Annotated in this window: 18 protein-coding genes and 1 pseudogene; 12 read left to right on the top strand and 7 right to left on the bottom strand. The window is 50.8% G+C overall.

The window, feature by feature from the left end; all coding sequences use genetic code 11:
• Positions 1-570: 570 nt before the first annotated feature.
• Entirely contained in the window at positions 571-1,389 is an 819-nt protein-coding gene (locus NXS97_RS16850) for an alpha/beta fold hydrolase (RefSeq protein ID WP_014605095.1), read from the bottom strand.
• A 135-nt stretch (positions 1,390-1,524) separates the two neighbouring features.
• Entirely contained in the window at positions 1,525-2,484 is a 960-nt protein-coding gene (locus tag NXS97_RS16845) for a sensor domain-containing diguanylate cyclase (RefSeq protein WP_013027128.1), read from the bottom strand.
• A 440-nt stretch (positions 2,485-2,924) separates the two neighbouring features.
• Here NXS97_RS16845 and NXS97_RS16840 point away from each other — a divergent pair, with 440 nt between their 5' ends.
• The 3 genes from NXS97_RS16840 to NXS97_RS16830 all read left to right on the top strand — a co-directional run bounded on the left by NXS97_RS16840 (position 2,925) and on the right by NXS97_RS16830 (position 5,943).
• The gene (locus NXS97_RS16840) at positions 2,925-3,167 is read left to right on the top strand and encodes a hypothetical protein (RefSeq protein WP_013027129.1); all 243 of its coding nucleotides are present in this window, start codon (positions 2,925-2,927) and stop codon (positions 3,165-3,167) included.
• A 112-nt stretch (positions 3,168-3,279) separates the two neighbouring features.
• The gene (locus NXS97_RS16835) at positions 3,280-3,942 is read left to right on the top strand and encodes a YfdX family protein (RefSeq protein ID WP_029570640.1); all 663 of its coding nucleotides are present in this window, start codon (positions 3,280-3,282) and stop codon (positions 3,940-3,942) included.
• 417 nt (positions 3,943-4,359) lie between these two features.
• Positions 4,360-5,943 (top strand): methyl-accepting chemotaxis protein, encoded by a 1,584-nt coding sequence (locus NXS97_RS16830; protein WP_019104781.1) that lies wholly within the window; start codon positions 4,360-4,362, stop codon positions 5,941-5,943.
• Between the two features lie 128 nt (positions 5,944-6,071).
• Here the strand turns inward: NXS97_RS16830 and NXS97_RS23335 are convergent, their stop codons facing one another.
• Positions 6,072-6,128, bottom strand: a complete 57-nt coding sequence (locus NXS97_RS23335) for a hypothetical protein (RefSeq protein ID WP_353938860.1) — start codon at positions 6,126-6,128, stop codon at positions 6,072-6,074.
• Between the two features lies 1 nt (position 6,129).
• On the opposite strand from NXS97_RS23335, the gene NXS97_RS16825 reads away from it, so the two are divergent.
• From NXS97_RS16825 to NXS97_RS16800, 6 genes are all read left to right on the top strand, one after another.
• Positions 6,130-6,525 carry a thioesterase family protein gene (locus NXS97_RS16825; RefSeq protein WP_019104782.1) on the top strand — a complete coding sequence of 132 codons (396 nt, stop codon included), beginning with the start codon at positions 6,130-6,132 and terminating at the stop codon, positions 6,523-6,525.
• 295 nt (positions 6,526-6,820) lie between these two features.
• Positions 6,821-8,107: a PAS domain-containing methyl-accepting chemotaxis protein gene (locus tag NXS97_RS16820; RefSeq protein WP_019104783.1), complete on the top strand. Its 1,287-nt coding sequence runs from the start codon at positions 6,821-6,823 to the stop codon at positions 8,105-8,107.
• A gap of 409 nt (positions 8,108-8,516) precedes the next feature.
• Positions 8,517-8,792 (top strand): hypothetical protein, encoded by a 276-nt coding sequence (locus NXS97_RS16815; RefSeq protein WP_240758733.1) that lies wholly within the window; start codon positions 8,517-8,519, stop codon positions 8,790-8,792.
• 139 nt (positions 8,793-8,931) lie between these two features.
• On the top strand, positions 8,932-10,218 hold the full coding sequence (locus tag NXS97_RS16810; RefSeq protein WP_014605089.1) for a PAS domain-containing methyl-accepting chemotaxis protein: 1,287 nt from the start codon (positions 8,932-8,934) through the stop codon (positions 10,216-10,218).
• Between the two features lie 431 nt (positions 10,219-10,649).
• Complete coding sequence (locus NXS97_RS16805; RefSeq protein ID WP_112900429.1) at positions 10,650-11,423, top strand: DUF1868 domain-containing protein; 774 nt, start codon at positions 10,650-10,652, stop codon at positions 11,421-11,423.
• Between the two features lie 296 nt (positions 11,424-11,719).
• Positions 11,720-12,928, top strand: coding sequence for an aldose 1-epimerase family protein (locus NXS97_RS16800; RefSeq protein WP_112900430.1), 1,209 nt, complete (start codon positions 11,720-11,722; stop codon positions 12,926-12,928).
• A 218-nt stretch (positions 12,929-13,146) separates the two neighbouring features.
• On the opposite strand, the gene NXS97_RS16795 is transcribed toward NXS97_RS16800, so the two are convergent.
• Positions 13,147-13,968, bottom strand: a complete 822-nt coding sequence (locus tag NXS97_RS16795; RefSeq protein ID WP_112900431.1) for a TIM barrel protein — start codon at positions 13,966-13,968, stop codon at positions 13,147-13,149.
• Positions 13,969-14,331: 363 nt separating this feature from the next.
• On the opposite strand from NXS97_RS16795, the pseudogene NXS97_RS16790 reads away from it, so the two are divergent.
• Positions 14,332-14,993, top strand: a pseudogene (locus NXS97_RS16790) (MFS transporter); the annotation flags it as partial.
• 303 nt (positions 14,994-15,296) lie between these two features.
• On the opposite strand, the gene NXS97_RS16785 reads toward NXS97_RS16790, so the two are convergent.
• Both NXS97_RS16785 and NXS97_RS16780 read right to left on the bottom strand, forming a co-directional pair.
• Positions 15,297-15,659 (bottom strand): hypothetical protein, encoded by a 363-nt coding sequence (locus NXS97_RS16785; protein ID WP_013027140.1) that lies wholly within the window; start codon positions 15,657-15,659, stop codon positions 15,297-15,299.
• Between the two features lie 290 nt (positions 15,660-15,949).
• Positions 15,950-16,414 (bottom strand): helix-turn-helix domain-containing protein, encoded by a 465-nt coding sequence (locus NXS97_RS16780; protein WP_014594538.1) that lies wholly within the window; start codon positions 16,412-16,414, stop codon positions 15,950-15,952.
• Between the two features lie 209 nt (positions 16,415-16,623).
• Between NXS97_RS16780 and NXS97_RS16775 the strand changes: the two genes are divergently transcribed.
• Positions 16,624-17,751: an MFS transporter gene (locus NXS97_RS16775; RefSeq protein WP_167310103.1), complete on the top strand. Its 1,128-nt coding sequence runs from the start codon at positions 16,624-16,626 to the stop codon at positions 17,749-17,751.
• 2 nt (positions 17,752-17,753) lie between these two features.
• The gene (locus tag NXS97_RS16770) at positions 17,754-18,644 is read left to right on the top strand and encodes an EamA family transporter (RefSeq protein WP_014605084.1); all 891 of its coding nucleotides are present in this window, start codon (positions 17,754-17,756) and stop codon (positions 18,642-18,644) included.
• On the opposite strand, the gene NXS97_RS16765 is transcribed toward NXS97_RS16770, so the two are convergent.
• Positions 18,579-19,505 carry a LysR family transcriptional regulator gene (locus NXS97_RS16765; protein WP_013027144.1) on the bottom strand — a complete coding sequence of 309 codons (927 nt, stop codon included), beginning with the start codon at positions 19,503-19,505 and terminating at the stop codon, positions 18,579-18,581. The genes NXS97_RS16770 and NXS97_RS16765 overlap by 66 nt on opposite strands.
• Positions 19,506-19,511 lie beyond the last annotated feature (6 nt).

Below are 19,511 nucleotides of genomic sequence, written 5' to 3'. Positions count from 1 at the left end.
AAAGCTGCATTACCTTAAAGGCTACAGAATTAAATGTAGCCATAAAAATCACCTTATCAAGCATAAACGCTGAGCGCTGGCGTGGGTTGCCAGACAAAACCATTTTGCGGCTCATCCCTTTAATTCTTTAGTAACGAAACTATCTAAACAAGAAACTTAACGAGAATGGCGATCATGTCAGCCCTGTGACAGCCACTCTTCCCGCCCCTATTAATCGATCGATTCATTAAAAAGTCCACCCCGTTTTTCTTTATAAGCGAAGCGGTAAATCGGATCAGCATCACGGAACGTCGTCAATATGATCAATAAATGTTCTTTTTAACCACGCCTGATAAAGCAAATTCAACAACATCACACTTCCATCATCTGAAAATAAGCGAAGCGGTAAATTCGTTAATTATCGATGTTTCTGTTAAAAGCAGATTATTAAATAATCAAAAAAGCATCAATTAGTAAAATGGTCATGAAAAATAAAAGAGAAGAAGGTAAAAAAGGTGTTTTAAATAAGCGAAGCGTTGAGGAATAAAAAAAACGCCCTGACGGGCGTTGCTTTCAGATTATTCTGTTCCGTTACTGTTGTAAAAACGTCAGTAAATCCTGATTGAGTTGGTCCTGATGCGTGACGGCAAAACCATGTGGGCCATTGTCATAGATCTTAAGTTCCGAACCCGGTATCAGCGCATGTGCCAGCTTGCCCGTGGCTTCAAAAGGCACTATCTGGTCATGACTGCCGTGAATAATTAAGGCTGGCACATCCACTTTCCCCAGATCTGCGCGGAAATCTGTTTCGGCAAACGCGGTAACACAGTCCAGCGTTGCTTTAAGCGATGCCAGTAAAGCGATGTTTAAGGTCTGCGTGAGCACGCCTTCTGAAACCTGCTGACCGGCATTGGTGCCATAAAACGGCGCAGCAAACTCGTTGATAAACTGCGCGCGATCTTTCAACAATCCCTGTTTAATGCCGTCAAAGACCGATTTCTCGACACCTTCGGGATGATCGTCAGTCTGGCCGAAAATCGGCGTTACCGCCCCCAGCAGCACCAGCTTTTTAACCTTATCTGTCCCGTATTTGCCGATGTAGCGTGACACATCCCCGCCGCCCATTGAGAAGCCAATCAGGGTCACGTCTCTGAGTTGCAGATGTTCAATCAGGCAATGAATGTCGTCAGCAAAGGTGTCGTAATCGTAACCGTCCCAGGGCTGATCGGAACGCCCAAAGCCACGTCGGTCAAAGGCGATGGCGCGGTAGCCGCGTTCTGCAAGAAAATTGAGCTGACTGTCCCACATGTCCGCATCCAACGGCCAGCCATGACTAAACAATACTGGCTGACCTTTACCCCAGTCTTTGTAATAGAGATTATATCCATCTTTGCTTTTAAACAGACTCATGCGTGCCTCGCTCCAGGTGGAAGTCATTACGCCTCAGGCCTCCGCCGCTCATGTTGCCGCGACAGCGCTGGCAGAATGGTGATACCACATAAGCCTGGCAGAGGGCGAAAAATGTTCCAGTCGCGGGAAGCGTCCTTATAAGCCTTCCCCGTGTGACAGGGCGACGCCACATTTGCCATTTTTTTTGATGCTGTACATGGCCTCATCGGCCCGGGCGAGCGCGCTGTCAAAGTTCTCGGGGCTGTTAACCTGAACCACACCAATCGAAGCGCCAATGGACGCTGTACCGTTAGCCAGTTCGAAGGGCTGCAGGGCAGCTTCAAGACAGGCTTGTGTGAGTTTATCTGTGAGCGGATGGGACAAGGCGAAAGGGATCAACAAAACAAATTCATCTCCGCCCAGTCGGCCAATAATGACATTAGACGGACAGGCGGCGATAAAGCGCTGGCTGAGCTGAATCAGAACGTCGTCGCCGCTGCGATGCCCCAGCGTATCGTTGACGTGTTTGAAATTATCTAAATCAATAAAGGCAATGCAAAACACGGCTTCCGTTTTCATATCGCGAAAATGGGTGAGTAATGCATGGCGGTTAGTTAACTGCGTAAGAGGATCATGCATCGCCAGTGTCGCCAGCTGCTCTTCGTACTGTTTCTCTTTGGTCATATCGATATGGGTGCCCGTTACTTTGGAGGGCCTTCCCTGCTCGTCCCATTCGCTGACCCGACCGCGATCCAGTACCCAGGTGATCTTGCCCGTTTTGCCCACCATGCGGTGCAACGCCTCATAGAAAGGTGCCTTTCCGTTAATATGATCGTAGAAAGCCTTCAATACGTCGCTGGCATCGTCCGGATGCAGGCAGGATTTCCATACGTCGAAATGCGCACCGACTTCTTTGGGCTGAAAACCCAGCATCGATCCCCAGCGTCGGTTAAAAATGACCAGTTTGCCGCTGGGAATATCCAGCTGCCACAAGCACAGTCCTGTTCCGTCCAGTGCGGCGCTTAATTTATTACGGGCATCGTGCGCAATACGCTTTAATCGCGCATTGTGCTTTTTTAAATTCGCGATTTGCTGCCGCAGAGCTTCTTCAGACATAGCGATTACTGGAAAGGGAAATGACTATTTTGCCAGTGCCAGACGTTGTGTAAAGCAGCCTACTCAAAAGAAGACGAGACGCGGATAAAATCCACACACACAGGATTTCCCACGCTTAACGGCCACCGGGCCAGCACACGACAAAATCTTAAGGGGAAAAAGACAGTGTGTTTCCTCTGTCGTTACCCGCCTTATTTTCCCGTTAACAGGATGATGAAAATTCAACCTGATGTCAGCCTGTACGTTTTCTTCTATAGAAAACTCAGGTTTCTTAAAGAACGGAGGACCTGTTACAAACTCATTCATCTAACTCAATGACTTTTAATGAAAAATAAAGATGAAAAATGTAACGATGACATTTTTCTGCAAACTCATAATCACACTTAAATATCTTTCGGGTGTTAATTAAAGACGTCAGCACGACATCAAGGAGATAAATTATGGCCCGGTTAATGACCCTTTCTTTTCACGGCAGCCAGTGTGAAAACCCGTCACAGCAGGATGTACACCTTACCGAAGCATGCTTTTCAGGCGATATGTTTTTTACCCAACTGCGCGGCAGCAACTGCCCTGTAAAAGATTACGCCTCAGACAGCGCCGCTCCCGATCGTTTCTGTGTCAGTAATGCTGTTCTGGATAATCATTTCCACAGTAGCAAAACCCAGACGGCGATATTCATCTGACAATCACTGTCTATGATTTTTCCGGAAATATTTATTACCCGTAATAAGGCACGCTTTATGTAATTAATGACGTTAGCACCTTTCGGATGCATACATACAGAGGATTAATATCATGAAAAAGATGATTGTTAGCTCAATGATTGTAGCCGTATTAGTGTTTACTGGTGGAGCCGCTGCCGCTGAATCTTTTAAAGACAGCCACACGTTAAATAACGAAGTCGTATCCGCGCAGGCGGCCCAGGCGATGAATGATATTCAGCTTTCTCGCAACGCGTTATTTAACGGTCAGACGCAACAGGCAAAAGCGCTGGCCACCCAGGCAGAAACCTACCTGAAAGATAATAGCGTGGACTGGACCAAATATATTCGCTACGACAAGAAAGCCCCCATGAATGGCGATAACTATATTCGTATCGGTTCAGACGTCTCCGTTTCAGAAGATTATCAGTTTTCGAAACAGAAAAATGATGCTATCGATCAGGCCAACCAGCATATCAAAGCGGGTGATAAACAGGGCGCGCTTGATGCGCTGAAACTGGCAGGCGTTGCCGTTACCGAAACGCAGGAACTGATGCCGTTGCAGCAGACTGAAAACGATGTTTCCAGCGCACTCGCCATGATGAAACAGGACAAATACTATCAGGCAGGTATGTTGCTGAAATCCGCTGAAGAAGGGGTAATTTATGATACTCAAACCTATTCTGAGCTTCCTGTGAGCCCAACTGTGCACCACACCCAAACGGGCGCTCATGCGCAGACAGGGAGTAAAGGCTAATCATCGCAGTTAATAAAAACGACGTTATTTAACTGCTCTGTCGCTTTCATTATTTCGAATGAAAGCGACATTTTTTATACATATCCATTAGCAACTTTCTCCATGTTTTTTTCTGCATTAGCGTTTTGAATCCCTTCACCTCCGCAAAGCGAAATTGCTTTCTCTTTATTAAGCTGTTTTGCCACGTGCTTATGGAACGGCTAAAAGTCACGTGACTGCTCGTAACATACTGTTATGTTATCCCCACGGCATCGTATCCTTTCTATAGATAACCAAGGTAATTATCTGCGGCTAACCTTAAGGACAGGTTTTATAAAAAAAGGAGGTGCGGTTATAAACTGCCACTCTTCTTTGCCGATAAACGAAATGTAATGGCTTTTATCACAAAAATAATAAGATCACTTATCGGGGAAAAACATGAAAATCACAACCGGCCGTAAAATCGCCTTCGCGTTCGGCATCATCGTTATTGTTTCGCTGATTGGCAGCAGCTTGTCGATCGCCAATTTTCTTAAACTGCGTCAGGCCAACACCTGGAACATCCACAGTTATCAGGTCATGAGCGTCAGCGACAGTATGCTGACCGATATGGTGAATATGGAGACGGGCGTGCGTGGGTTTGTTGTTTCAGGCAATGACAATTTCCTGGCACCGTTTAACGCTGGTAAAACCGCTTTCGATCAGAAGTACAATCAGCTTCGCAGCATGACGGCGGATAATGCCGAGCAGCAGCAAAGGCTGACCTCGCTGCTTGAACTGCATAACAGTGTTCAGGCTGTGGACGATCAACTGATCGCCTTGCGCCGGGATGTAAACAGCGGCAAACAACCGCTGGAAACGCTGACGCATTTCTTTCAGGAGGGCCGTGATAAGGCATTTATGGATCGCTATCGCGCCCTTGCCGCTGAATTCAACAATGCGGAAGCCACGCTGTTAACTAAACGCTCTGAAGAGGTGAACAGCCTGGCCTTTGCCACCAAAATGACGCTGAGCCTGGCCGGTATTATTACGATTCTGCTTTCGATTATTCTGGGTACGATTATTACGCGCAGCATTATCCGCGCACTGGGCGGCGAGCCAAAAGCGGCGGCCGATATTGCCGGAATGATTGCGCAGGGTAACCTGACCGTGGACATTGCTGTTCCGCTTAAAGGCCAGGGCAGCCTGATGGCGTCGCTTGAAGCCATGCGTCAGCAGTTGGTCACCATCGTCAGCGGCATTCAGTCGTCTGCGGAGCTGATCAACAATTCAGCCAACGAAATCGCGCAGGGCAATATCGATCTGGCTCAGCGCACAGAAGAGCAGGCTGCCGCGCTTGAACAAACGGCTGCCAGCATGGAAGAACTTACCGCCACCGTTCGTCAGAATACTGACAACGCACGTCACGCGAATACTCAGGCCGACACTACATCACATGTGGCGATTCAGGGCGGGGATGTCGTGAAGCAGGTGGTGGAAACCATGCGCTCTATTTCAGAAAGCTCGGGCAAAGTTGCCGAAATCATTTCAGTCATTGAAGGCATTGCATTCCAGACCAATATCCTGGCACTTAACGCCGCCGTTGAAGCCGCAAGAGCGGGCGAAGGTGGACGCGGATTTGCGGTCGTCGCCGGTGAGGTGCGTTCGTTGGCCTTACGCAGTTCAACCGCGGCCAAAGAGATCAAAGATTTGATCACACAGTCGGTCGAGCATGTGGCGAAAGGCTCAGGCCTGGCAAGAGAAGCCGGTAATACGATGGAGGAGATCGTGAAATCGGTGCAGGGCGTAACGACCATTATGGGCGAAATCACCATCGCATCGGATGAGCAGAGCAATGGTATCGGTCAGGTCAGCATTGCCGTTAGCCAGATGGATCAGGTTACCCAGCAGAACGCCGCGCTCGTTCAGCAGGTTTCCTCCGCCGCGCAGGGCATGCTGGAACAAACCGTAATGCTGCGCAACGCAGTGTCTATTTTCCGCACCGAAAGAAGCGGCACTCTCGCGACGCCGGCTTTCCGATAACTGACGCGCTTTTCTTCCGATAACCGCGTTTTATCGCCTCACCCGGGCCAGCGCCTCGCTGGCCCGGCCATGTTACAGCATGATATATCACCGTACGCGGTCCCCGCGCATCCCCAATAAAAAGCATTTCACAAAGCGCCAATGATCACTAAAGTGAGCATAACCTCACTCACTACTGGCGCTATTATGTTTACGAAAACGTATCAGGTTGACGAAAAGCACATCGATTTTCAGGGCGTGGTGGACGGACTCTACTATCCGTTTTATATGGAATGGACACGTCACGCTTTTATGAAAGAGCACCTTGGTGTCGATCTCGAAGAAGAGTTTACCGCGGGTCGTATTCATATGCTGCTGGAGTACACCCTGCGCTTCAAAAAGAGCCTGAAGAAAGGTGATGAGATGCAGGTGACCTGTACACTGGCGGCCAATGAAAAACGCAACCGCGTTAACTTCATCCAACAAATTCTGGTGAATAATGTCGTTTATGCCGAGGCGGTTTTCACCGGCACCTGTCTGGAAAACGGTCGCCCTGCCATCCCTGAATTTTTGCGCAGTGCAATACCGGATAACCCGTCATAACGCGGCTTCAGGCCGCTTCATTGCAGCACCATCCGCTCCCCGACACTGACAGTGTTGAGAGCGAAACCTACGCTGAGGGGCATGCGCATTGTTGACGTCACCGCATGCCCTTTGTGAATAGCGTGATGCACCTCACCAGACTTTAATTGTGTCCATAATGTGACCTAAATATGACACGCGCGATGCCGATAACGTTAGTGGACCCGAGCCGATCGACCTCCCTGTAAACAGGTCGCTGTCTCTCCACTACGTGGTCAACTCTTTGACCTTTTTACGGCTATAAATGGAGAGTGCTATGTTTTCCTTTACGCGTTTTAAACCGGGCAAAACCCCGCTGAATGTCTCCGACGATCGGAGTAACGTACAGGCGATCAAAGCCTGTAGCGGCTGGATTGAATTTACGCCCGAGGGCATCATTCTTACGGCCAACCCGGTCTTCCTGGCGGTCACGGGCTACCAGCTCAGTGAAATTACCGGCCAGCATCATCGTATGTTCTGTAAGCCAGACTTTGTGCGCTCTCGTGAATATGCCGAATTCTGGGCAACCCTGGCATCAGGTCAGTCTTTCAGCGGCATCTTTGAACGCTACAGAAAAAATAAAAGTCTGCTCTACTTAAGCGCCAACTATTTCCCCGTGAAAGACAAACACGGCACCGTGAAGAAAATCATCAAAATCGCCAATGACATCACTGACCGGCACGAAGAGCTGACGCATAAAGAAGCGATTATTACTGCGTTGAACAACTCCATGGCGATGATCGAATTTACCCCGCAGGGCGAGATCCTCAACGCCAATAAAAACTTTCTGACGCTGATGGAATACGATCTTGCGGCGATTCAGGGTAAACACCACCGTATATTCTGTTTTGATACCTTTTACAAAGAAAACCCTGATTTTTGGCAGAAAATTCAACATGGACGCGCGTTCACCGGGCGTTTTGAAAGGGTAACGGCATCAGGAAAACGTGTCTGGCTTGAGGCCAACTACAACCCGGTTAAAGATGCTGCGGGGCACATTTATAAAGTGATTAAGCTGGCTTCGGATATCACCCAACGTGTCGTCACGGCGCAGGAGGTTGCGGATATTGCCATGAATACCTCTGAAAAAACGTCGCATCTCACCGCGAATACCAATGAGGTTCTGAGCCAAACGGTGCGAAATGCAGAATCCATGGCCTCTCAGGTAACAGCCGCTGCGGAGATCAGCGACAAACTGAATTATTCGGCCAAAGACATCAAAGAGATTGTCTCCACGATTCACAACATTGCCGGACAAACCAATATTCTGGCGCTGAACGCCGCCATTGAGGCTGCACGCGCGGGCGAAGCGGGACGTGGGTTTGCGGTAGTCGCGGAAGAAGTCAGACGTCTTGCCGCCTCCACCTCTCAGGCAACGCAGAAAATCAGTAAGGTAGTTGAAGAAAATGCCAGTCTTATCGGCGACATGCATCAGCAGCTTGATGGCATCAACAGTTTTCTCACGACGGAAAACGACAAGATGATTCATCTCTCAGACAGTATTCAGGAAATTTTCAGCGGTGTGAACGAATGCGTTACGGTGATCCATCGACTGAATGTGTGACGGCACAGGCGATGTTGCAGGCTGACATTGGCGACACCGCCTGAGATGTCATCGCCACGCCAGCGCCCCACCCGCTGGCGCATGATTGTTTGGCTCGTCAGCCCCTGCCACTATCCGCCCTCTACGCGCCAGTATTTTAATCTCGCCGCCTGCATGTCAGCCCGGCAGAGGCCGGTACTGGGGGATTGCGCTATCGCCGGTATCTTTTGCTGTCCGTCTGAGAAAGGGGAGCGGACGCTATCACCTTGCGCTGCGCTCCTCAGGTATTTCTTTGTCTTACGCAGAACGCCTTCGCTTAAGCCGATGATAAAAACGCAGTTGGGTTGCCCGAAGTGAAATCAGTCCAGCTGAACGAACGCCTGTCAATCGAATCATCCCCCGATTCATTTGGATAACAAAAACGTCCCCAATGTTTTTTGTCATCATTCAACAAGTTATGATTAACAATTACTCCGATGTGCTGGCAATTTTTAATGACTTCCGTCCTGAAACAGGCCGTCCGCTGCCCCTGCCGTTTTTTCAGTCAGAACAGCAAACATGGCGAGGGAACCCGCTAAATTACTGCTGCTCGCGTATTTTACACCACCATCTCATCTTCGGGCTGCACGCCAGGCAAGAAAGTCCGCGTGCTTATACCGCACTGGATCGCTTTGCCTGCCACTGTGATAACCATCACTTTTTTTAATCTATTTCTAAATATGAATTCATCAGTGCCGATAATCTAAGACGACCCGCGCCGGACGCTTTACTTTTCACAGGCAGCAAATTCCCCGACACAGGCCAAAATCGTTTGTCCCTTTTATCTGAAAAAGATGGAGAGCGTTATGTTTGCCCTGACACGTTTTATGCCCGGTAGCGCTTCATGGGGGTCCGCAGATGACCAGACCAACACGCAGGCGATCAAAGCCAACATTGGCTGGATTGAATTTACGCCTGACGGCAGCATCATTACGGCAAACGAGCCCTTTCTTGAACTGACGGGTTACACGCTCAACGAGATTGCGGGTCAGCACCATCGCCTGTTCTGCGATGATAACGTCGTGCGCTCCAGCGACTACGCGCATTTCTGGCAAACCCTGGGCGCCGGTCACTCCTTTAGCGGCATTTTTGAGCGCTTTCGCAAAAATCACAGCCGGCTGTATTTAAGCGCGACGTATTTCCCTGTGAAGGATCGTCACGGCGCGGTAAAAAAAGTCATCAAAATCGCCAACGACATTACTAATAAACATGAAGCGTTGAAGCATAAAGAAGCCATTATCACCGCCCTAAATAACTCTATGGCCATGATCGAGTTCACCCCGCAGGGCGAGGTTGTTGATGCCAATAACAATTTTCTGAAATTAATGGGCTACCCGCTTGATGGCCTCAAGGGCAAACATCATCGTATGTTTTGCTATGATGAATTTTATAAAGAGCACCCTGATTTTTGGCAAAAGATCCAGCAAGGCCGGGCTTTTACTGGACGTTTTGAGCGGGTCACCGCCTCAGGCAAACGCGTCTGGCTGGAAGCCAGTTACAACCCTATAAAAGATGATGCTGAGCACGTTTATAAGGTCATCAAACTGGCATCTGATATTACCGAACGTGTCGAGAATGCTAAACGGGTTGCTGACATTGCCGTCACAACGTCGGAAGAGACGTCTCAGATCACCTTTAATGCGAATGATGTACTGGGTGAAACCATCCGCAATGCGGAATCGATGTCGTCACAGGTCAGTGCGGCAGCAGAAATTGGCGATAAGCTCAATCATTCTTCGATGGATATTAAAGAAATCGTCTCGACGATCAACGCCATCGCCGGGCAAACCAATATTCTGGCGTTAAACGCCGCGATTGAGGCGGCACGTGCAGGCGAAGCGGGGCGTGGATTTGCCGTGGTGGCCGAGGAGGTCCGGCGACTGGCGGCCTCGACATCGCAGGCGACGCTTAAAATCACCAGAGTGGTGGAAGAAAATACCACCCTTATTGAAAACATGACCCAGCAACTTGAAGAAATTAAACGCTTTCTTACCGCCGAGAATGACAAAATCAGCAACCTCTCGCGCAGTTTTCAGGAGATTAATCGCGGGGTGAATGAATTCGTGACGGTTATTCATCGGCTCAATGTATAGACGTGGGAAAGTCATGCCAGCGCTGAATACGCTGGCTTCTTCTTGCCCTGGCTAACAGGACAAATACGATCCACTGCGCCCCGCCGATTAGGTTGCGTCCCGCAGGCTGAATGCACCCAACCCGGCCAAGAACGCCGGCGCGCGGTTCCTCTTCTGGACATCACACTCTCCCTTCATCTTTTAGTCACAGACATTCGCCAGGATGGCCGATTGAGATGCGCGTCCCCTTGATTAACCAGCACGATGATGCCGGGATCTGTGCTCCCGCGCAGGTGTGTTATCGCCCCCTCATCATTGCATCAGGCTTCTGCTGTCCTGTGACATCCCGGCCAGACAGAGAAGACGTCCTCTCTACATGCCCGTGCAAGATCGCACAGGCGAGGAACCCATTAATGATTTTGCCGGAATCTGCTCAATACTGAGGTAGGACGATGACAACACGGAGAATGCTGTTGAAAGGTACGATTGCCACTCTAGGCGGTATGGCCGCCGCCCGCGCTATCGGTGCGGAACACCGCTCTAACGACGTGGGCCGTAAGTTTGCCGCGGACGGCCGGGTTCTGCCGTTTAGGGGAAACACGATTATTTGCCATCTGCCGCAGCAAGGTGAAGGCTCGGAACCCTTCGATGCCCTGCTTGATGTCTATCGTGAGTTACCCGGTGAAAGCTGGTCACGAAAGGTCACCGCGCTGCCTCCCTCCAGTTATCATATGACCGTTTTCGGCGGTGCCAACGACAAGGAAAGACGCTATCCCCTATGGCCTGCTGGGTTGGCTCTTGATATGCCTATGGAAGAGTGCGATCGGATCCTGGCTGAGCGCCTGCGGTCGTTTAAGCTGGGTGAAGATGCCGCGCCATACCGCATGCGCGTTAATCCGGAGGCGCCCTCTGCGCATGAAACCCCGTTAACGCTGCGCCTGTTAACGGCCGATGCAGATACAGAGAAGCGCTTGCGCCAGTTGCGCGATCGCCTGTCTGAAGTCACCGGCATTCACGAGCCGGGCCACGATCGTTACCAGTTTCATATTACGCTGGGATATCAGGTTGCGCCGTTAACCGACGACGAAGATGCCGCCTGGCGACATTCACTGGCAAACTGGAAGACCATGATTGCCCAACGCGCGCCGGTTATCACGCTCGGCAATCCCGAGTACTGCCTGCTGAATGATATGTTTGCTTTTAAGCGCCAGTTTTACCTGTCGTGAATCTGCCCTGCGGGAAATGCGCGAGGCCCTTTCTTCGCGCTTCCCTTATACATCCTGGTTTTACGAAAAAAGCCTTACCTATCCATCGTGGCTGAATCGTTTACAGATTTTTGACTACTGCCGATAAAAAGATGACTTAACACCATTAAAAAGCATTTTAAATGTGAGCAACATCCCACTAACACGCTTAATCCTTCCTCATTTTCCAGCAGGTGAGGAAAATCACGTTTCCGTTACGTCCGAATCAGTAAATTCCTCTGATGATTGAAAAAACGATTCAGCTAAAGGGGTAAATGATGAAGACAAAACTCGCACTGACGGTATTAGCCGTGATGATTTCTGGTTCTGCGTCTGCCAAAACCTGGGTGCTGACGAGTGCTGAACAAGGCACAGACAAAGGAAACTGGCAGGTTAACAGCAGCGAGCTGAAATTCCAGGGCAAGCCGTTCAGCATTGAGCAGAAAGTGTTGCACGGCGGTAAGCAGGAAGGCAGTAAGATCCTGGAGATTCGTAGTCAGGATGGCCTGACCATCACGCTCGTTCCCACCCGGGGAATGAACCTGCTCCGCGTGGAAGGCTTTGGCACCCGACTGGGCTGGGATTCACCGGTTAAAGAGGTGGTGAATCCCGCTTTTATCAACCTTGAAAGTCGCAATGGCCTGGGCTGGCTGGAAGGGTTCAACGAGATGATGGTGCGCTGCGGCTATGAATGGACCGGCCATCCTGTTAACGACAAAGGCCGCATCTATACGCTGCACGGCAAAGCTGGTAACACGCCGGTCTCACAGCTTGAAGTCGAGGTGGCGGATGCGGCCCCGCACGAAATCCGCATCCGCGGTTTGATCAAAGAGAGCACCTTCAAGAAAGCCGATCTCCAGACGTGGACGGAATTGCGCTATGTACCGGGCAGCAATCAGTTCAGCCTGCATGACGTGCTGACTAACCATTCCGATTACCCACACGATTACGAGATTATCTATCACAGCAACTTTAGCACGCCAATTCTGGAAGAAGGCGCACGGTTTCTCGCCCCGATGTCGCAAATCAGTCCGTTTAATGACTATGCCAAAGCCGGTTTGAAAAACTGGCAAACTTATCAGGGCCCGACAAAAGACTTCGATGAAATGGTGTTTAACATCAAGCCGCTGTCTGACAAGGATCATCAGACCCTCGCCGCCGTAGTGAATAAAGCCGGAAACAAAGGTGCCTCTATCCAGTTTGATACCCAACAGCTGCCGCTGCTGACCCTGTGGAAAAATACCGATACGCTGAAACAAGGCTATGTCACCGGGATTGAGCCCGGCACCAACTATGCCTATCCGGTGACCATTGAACGAGAACAGAAACGCGTGAAACAGCTGGCACAGGGCGCGAGTGCAACCTTCGATCTGACCTATACCTTGCTGCATAACAGCGAGCAGGTGAATGCGGTGGAAAAACGCATCCAGGCGATTCAGGGCGATACGAAGATTGACGAAAATGCTACGCCGATAGCGACAGAGTAAAACATCCTGCCTCTCTGCCGGGAAATTTGTCGTCTCTCAGAGCGGACAGATGATGAATCACACTTACGGGCATAATTGCCCGTAAGTGCATCAACGAAGCCTGGGCGCGTTTACTTCGACTCACTGTTGGCTGTTCCTCATAATGCTGTTTCTGCGAACCGAATATGCATGAGATATCATCGATAGATGAGCAGGTTAAACCTCACAGGCGAGGCGCTTTACTTCAAGGAATGTTGAATCAGTTGGATGCTGTTTTTAATTTCATGCTGAATCTTGTTCTCATCCCAGTCCGCCAGTTCTGACGCAAAAGGTTCAAAGGCATAAATGCCTTTATAGCCTCGTTCTTCAAGCTGTTTAACCTGGCGACAGGTGAACAGGCGATCTTCCGGCGTTAACATTATGCGCTCGGCATCTGTCAGGCTTTCACGCGGACGTTTGTCCTCCACGCCCGACAGGTGAACCAGACCAATTTGGGCGATATCCACCTGACTGAATTCGGCGTCAGCATCGGGATAGAGATGATGATGGAAGGTGTCGATTAATAATTTAAAGGGAACATGGGCATCGCGAATAAGCTTCTGCGCCTGCGCTGCCGAACGCAGCGAGCTTTGTGGGAAGCCGAGTGGCTCAACCAGTCCGGTTATTCCGTAGGTCGCGAACAGCGGTGCCAAATCGCGCAGTGCGTTTAATGTTACCTCTGGCGCAACCGACGAGCCGTCGTTCAGGGGACAAAGCACCAGCGAACGCGCCCCCACCGCTTTCGCATCGGCCAGCAAGGATTCGGTCAGTTGGCGAACCTGTTCCGTACGCTGATTGAAGGGATAAACGGCATTTATGGTAAAAATGTCAATGCCATAGCGTTCAGCCAGTGCGCAAACCTGGGCAGCACTCAGGTTGTCCATCACGTTACCGCTGGGCAAATCGTTACGAAGTTCCACCTTATTCAACCCTAAACCGTTCACCAACCTGAAGAAGGCTTCAATGCTCAGCGAGGGGGCGATCTTTCTGTTAATACAAAAACGTTCTGCGGCGATGGTCATGCGACTCTCCTGAACCCGGTAACATCAAGCGAACCCAATGGGATAATGAAAATATTTATTTCATTTTATGTTAAAGGGAAAATAAAGTTCTTTGATGACACTCGCAAATACGTTAACACCCGGTTAAACAACGCAAAAAATAAAGAATAAAATCCACTATTTCTCTTAATTAACAATTAACTATTCATTATTCTTTTCCTGACAAGAATCGGCAGGTTCACGTGAAAAAATGCATCCCTGATGAAATGGAAATTTCATTTAAATGCCCTTAAGCACCCTGCGAGGACAGCGACAGTCAGGTATGAATCTTTTACCGGTGTCAGGCCAGTACCTGACTATCGCGGGTTAGGTTATTAGTGGAGAGCAGCCATCCAGCAGCTAACCGGCGTTAACACCATTATGTATTATGCCCCCACCGTGCTGAAGTCAGTCGGTATGTCGGATAACGCCGCGCTTTTTGCCACCATCGCCAATGGCGTGGTGTCCGTCTTGATGACGTTCGTTGGGATCTGGATGCTGGGTAAAGTGGGTCGCCGAACCATGGTGATGACGGGACAGTTTGGTTGCACCGCCTGCCTAATCTTTATCGGTACGGTGAGCTATCTGCTGCCTGAAACGGTTAATGGTCAGCCAGATGCGCTACGGGCTTATAGGGTACTGGCGGGCATGCTGATGTTTCTCAGTTTCCAGCAGGGTGCCTTATCAGCCGTGACATGGTTGTTATTGTCAGAGATATTTCCGACGCGACTGCGTGGCATCTTTATGGGCGGTGCCTATTCGCCATGTGGATAGCGAACTTCCTGATCTCTCTTTTCTTCCCTCTTCTTCTTGCCTGGGTTGGTCTGGCGAGTACGTTCTTTATTTTCGCCGCCATTGGACTCTTTGGTGCCATTTTTGGCATCAAATGCGTGCCGGAAACCCGTAACAGAAGCCTGGAGCAGATCGAGCATGATCTTAAGGGCTGGCTTGATGATGAAAATCGCCATACGGCCAACCATGCCGTTTTCGTTTCAAAAAGCCGCTAACGGCACAGGCGCTTAAGAGTTGGTAATCGCCTGTGCCGTAATGAGGACGTTTAAGGGATGATAGTGCTCAATGTTATCTGACGATGCCCCGTGGATGATCGCGTTCCAGTAAGTAAACCGTCATCTCAACGCTGCGCGGGGCATGACGAAGATTGATCACCTTTTGCGCCACCATCTGAGCCGTCATGCAGTATAACCGCCCCGGATACAGAGACAGGCTGATATCCGGGGCGTTATTAATTACCGTCAGGCGCTGTGCTAAGCATCGGTGTTCCCCCTACGGACTCATTTAGGGGAAAGCCGTTAGGCCGAAAAGCGACAAGGACGATCAAGCTCGTCCAGTTTCTTTTCCACCAGCCACTGAAACGCTTTGCCATCCGGGCGGGAATAAAGCGCTTTTCTCACCGGCACCAGCGCCACCCACTTCTGGGCAATCGTCATTTTTTTAACGTCGGACAGCGGCAGCCCATGACTTTCGCTAATCGCCCGATTAACGGCCTGTTCGGCAGTGATGCCCTTCCAGTTACGGTTACGCTTCAGCGCCTCGCCAAACCACAGCAGGCGAAAACTCTGGTGACGTTCGATAAGCCCTTTCATCGCACTGACGCGCTGCCAGAACGTTTTACTGAGGGTATCAATGACATCCTCAGGAAAGAAAGAATCCATGGTGGTTCTCCTTTGCAGATGAATGTTCAGGTCAGTATGTGCACCGCTCTCTGTTATATCGGCATATGACCGTCAGAGTGACAGTAACGCATAGCAGGAATGATAAGCGTGTCACAGGTAAAAAACGCGCCTGTTTACAGCCTTTTACGTCCTTTACACTATCTAACGAGAGATATCATGGTGTGACCACGGCGCGGTATAGCCGCCTTGTAAGCGAGCTGTTAGCCATCGAAGGCTGCGCCATAACCTTCAGGCGCTTTGCATCCTTTTACTGCGGGTATTTCAGCAATTCACCCGGCGGTTTTATCAGAAACGACGCGCCTGCGGTGGCAGTCGCCCGGTTGCAGTTTGTTTCCCTGAGAGGAGCGCACATCCAAAAACTGAACCGGCTTACCCTGTTCGTTATCAAGCAGAACAGAATAGGTTTCCCCTTGTTCAAACATATAACGCTCTCCCCATTGCCGCATCGCCACAACAATGGGGAAAACGGAACGCCCCTTTTCCGTCAGGACGTATTCCCTGTAGGCGCTGCCATCCGATGCTGGCAAAATGTCGAACACGCCGATATCGACCAGATGTTTCAGGCGCGAAGCCAGGATGTTTTTGGCAAGCCCCAGGTTTTTTTGAAACTCGCTGAATCTCCGCACATCATCAAATGCCTCGCGGATAATCATCATGCACCAGCGCTCACCAATCGATTCCAGCGTCCGCGCAACGGGACATTCGCTGGTTCTTAGCGATTCCTGTTTTGCCATGGGTGTTCTCCCTGTCAGTCTGTCTACTGATGTAAGCTTAATCCCCGCATTTAACAGTTGCAAAAAAAAACCACTCTTGTTACTTCTATAAGCAACCTAGTTTTAAAAAGAAACCAGAATAAAGGCACCTTATGGCAGGTAAGGCAAGTACGTGTCGCAATGACGGAACGAAAATCGCATCGACCAGTGTCACTGCGCTGAGTTCAGGGATGACGATGCTATTTTCATTGACCTGTGCACTGGCGGTAGCCAATGTGTATTCTGCGCAACCGTTACTCCAGTCGATGGCGACAAGCCTGAAAGTCTCGCCCGCTATGATCGGCAGCATAGTTACTGCCACACAGGCGGGCTATGCCATCGGCTTGCTTTTTCTGGTGCCGCTCGGGGACTGGATGAACCCTAAACGCGTAGTGATGACGCAGTTGTTATTCTCCGTTATGGCGTTAGTTATGGCGGGGTTATCACGTAGTGTCACGGTCCTGCTCTGCGCCGTGATGGTTATTGGCCTGATGGCCGTGGTGGTGCAGCTTATCGTAGCGTGGGCAGCGAGACTGGCGACACCACAAAAACGAGGCCAGGTGATTGGCACCCTGACCAGCGGAATTGTTACAGGCATCCTGTTATCCCGTTTTATCTCAGGCGCCATTGCCGATATCGCCGGCTGGCGGGCTGTTTATCTCACCTCTGCCTGCCTGATGTTGCTGATTACCTGTTTCGTCTGGAAAGTGATGCCATCGCCCCCGCCACGGCCCTGCAGGCCCAGTTACCTCTCCCTGCTGAAGTCGGTTTTTCGGTTGTTTATCACGGAACCTCAACTGCGAAAACGTGGGATGATTGCGCTCCTGATCTTCGCGGCTTTCAGCATGCTGTGGACAACCATGGTAATGCCACTTACGGCACTTTCCCTGACACATACCCAGACAGGTATGTTTGGCTTAGCCGGAATGGCTGGCGTGCTCGCGGCATCACGCGCGGGCAAGTGGGCTGACAGAGGATTTGCCCAACGCACAACAGGGTTAGCACTGGCACTATTGGTGTTCTCATGGCTGCCTGTCGCATATGTCGAAAACTCTTTGTGCTGGCTGGTGGCAGGCATCATCGCGCTGGACTTTGCGGTGCAGGCCGTTCATGTCTCCAGTCAGAGCCTCATCATTGCAGCCAGACCCGCAGCAGCAAGCCGTCTGGTCGGTGCTTATATGTGTTTTTATTCGCTGGGCAGCGCAGCAGGCGCCCTCATTGCAACGCAACTGTATGCCTACTGGGGATGGCAGGCCGTCTGCCTTGCCGGTGCCTCGGTCAGCGCGTGTGCCTTTCTTATCTGGTCAGGATCCCGTTAATCATGAAATACCCACACCTTCTGCTCGCCATCCTGGTTACCGCAATCTGGGGCGTAAACTTTTCCGTCATTAAACTTGGCCTGCACACTATCGATCCCTTCATACTGGCAGCCATTCGCTTCACGCTGAGTGCCCTACCTGCCCTTTTTTTTATCAAAAAGCCCGATGTGCCGTGGCGTTACCTCATCGGTTACGGCCTGATTTTTGGCATCGGCTTGTGGGGGCTGGTCAATCTGGGAATCAAAACAGGCTTGTCTGCCGGGATAGCATCGCTTGCGCTGCAGTTCAGCGCTTTTTTTACCTTATTGCTGGGCAGCCTGATATTCCGGGAGCGCCTCAGTCGCTATCAAATCACCGGTTTTGTTATCGCCTGTGCCGGTTTACTGAGCATTGTTTTTGTAACGGATGGCTCGGTTACACTGAGCGGTATGCTGCTGGTCATGGCCGGTGCGCTTGCCTGGAGCGTCGCCAACATCATTATTAAAAAGGCAGGCACAAAACAGGTATTCGCCTTTCTGGTATGGTCGAGCGCATTTTCGCCGCTACCGCTTTTTGGCCTGGACTGGCTGGTTAACGGTAGCAGCGGCTTTACAGAGATGTTTAGCCACATGGACAACCGCGCGTTGTTGTCTGTTTTGTTCCAGGTCTATCCCAATACACTTTTCGGCTACTGGATATGGAATTCGTTACTCAAGCAGTATCCGGTTTCCACAGTCGCACCGCTTTCACTACTGGTGCCGGTCTTCGGGATTTTAGGTTCCATGATGATATTCGGCGAGCATATCTCACCGCAAAAAATGCTTGCTCTGCTGTTGATTATTATCGGGCTAACGGTCGGGTTGTATGGTCAGCGACTCGTCCAGCGCGTTCAGTTGCTGCCGCGCAAACGCTAGAAATACCTCCAGCGCGGCACTACGCGGCCGGCCGGAAGGCACCTGCAACTGCAGATTGCGCTGGCTTAATTGATCGATGCCGACGGATCGCAAAACCAGTCCGTGCGCTTCGGCTTCCTGTATCACGCTGAACGCACTGCAAATGGTGACGGCTAATGGCGTATGCAGCAGGAACTGGAACAGGGTTGAGAAATTGTCGCAGGTCACGACCGGTTCAATCAGATTGCCGCTCATATGGCTTGCCAGCTCGAACAGCTGTCGTACCGTGGTGTTTTGCTGCGGCAGTGCCAGTGGATAGTGGCTGATATCGCTGAGCGTTACCTGCGGCGCGCTGGCCAGTGGATGACCCTGATGCATGACTAACAGCACCGGTGCAGGCCAGGAACCGAGGATCTCAACCCCGTGCTCAGCGTGCAGGCTGAACTGCAGCGCCAGGTCGCAGTCGCCATTACGTATCAGTTCTGATACGCCCTGTGGGCTGGCGACCTTGATCTCAAAAAGGATGCCGGGATTATTCTCCCGAAATGCGGCGATCATGCGGGGCAGCAACGTGAAGGCCAGGCCATCGGTACAGACCAGCCGAATCAGGGTGCGGCGTACTGCTTTTAGTCCTTTGATTTCCGCCAGCGCGTATTCCATATCCAGCATATTTTTGCGCACGTGATGGGCAAAAATTTCCCCGGCTTCATTCAGCACCATGCCGCGCGCGTGGCGATCAAACAGCGGCACGCCCACCTGCGCCTCCAGCCGCTGAATTTGACGACTGATCGCCGATACCGCAATAAACAGCTGCTCGCTTGCCGCACTGAGCGATCCGGCATTGGCGACGGCAAGAAAATAGCGGATTTCATTACTGATCATGCGAAC

The organism is Pantoea sp. B623, assembly GCF_024814475.1.
GTDB lineage: Bacteria > Pseudomonadota > Gammaproteobacteria > Enterobacterales > Enterobacteriaceae > Pantoea > Pantoea ananatis.
Note: the sequence above shows the minus strand (reverse complement) of the source record. Positions and strands in the feature narration are given on the sequence as shown.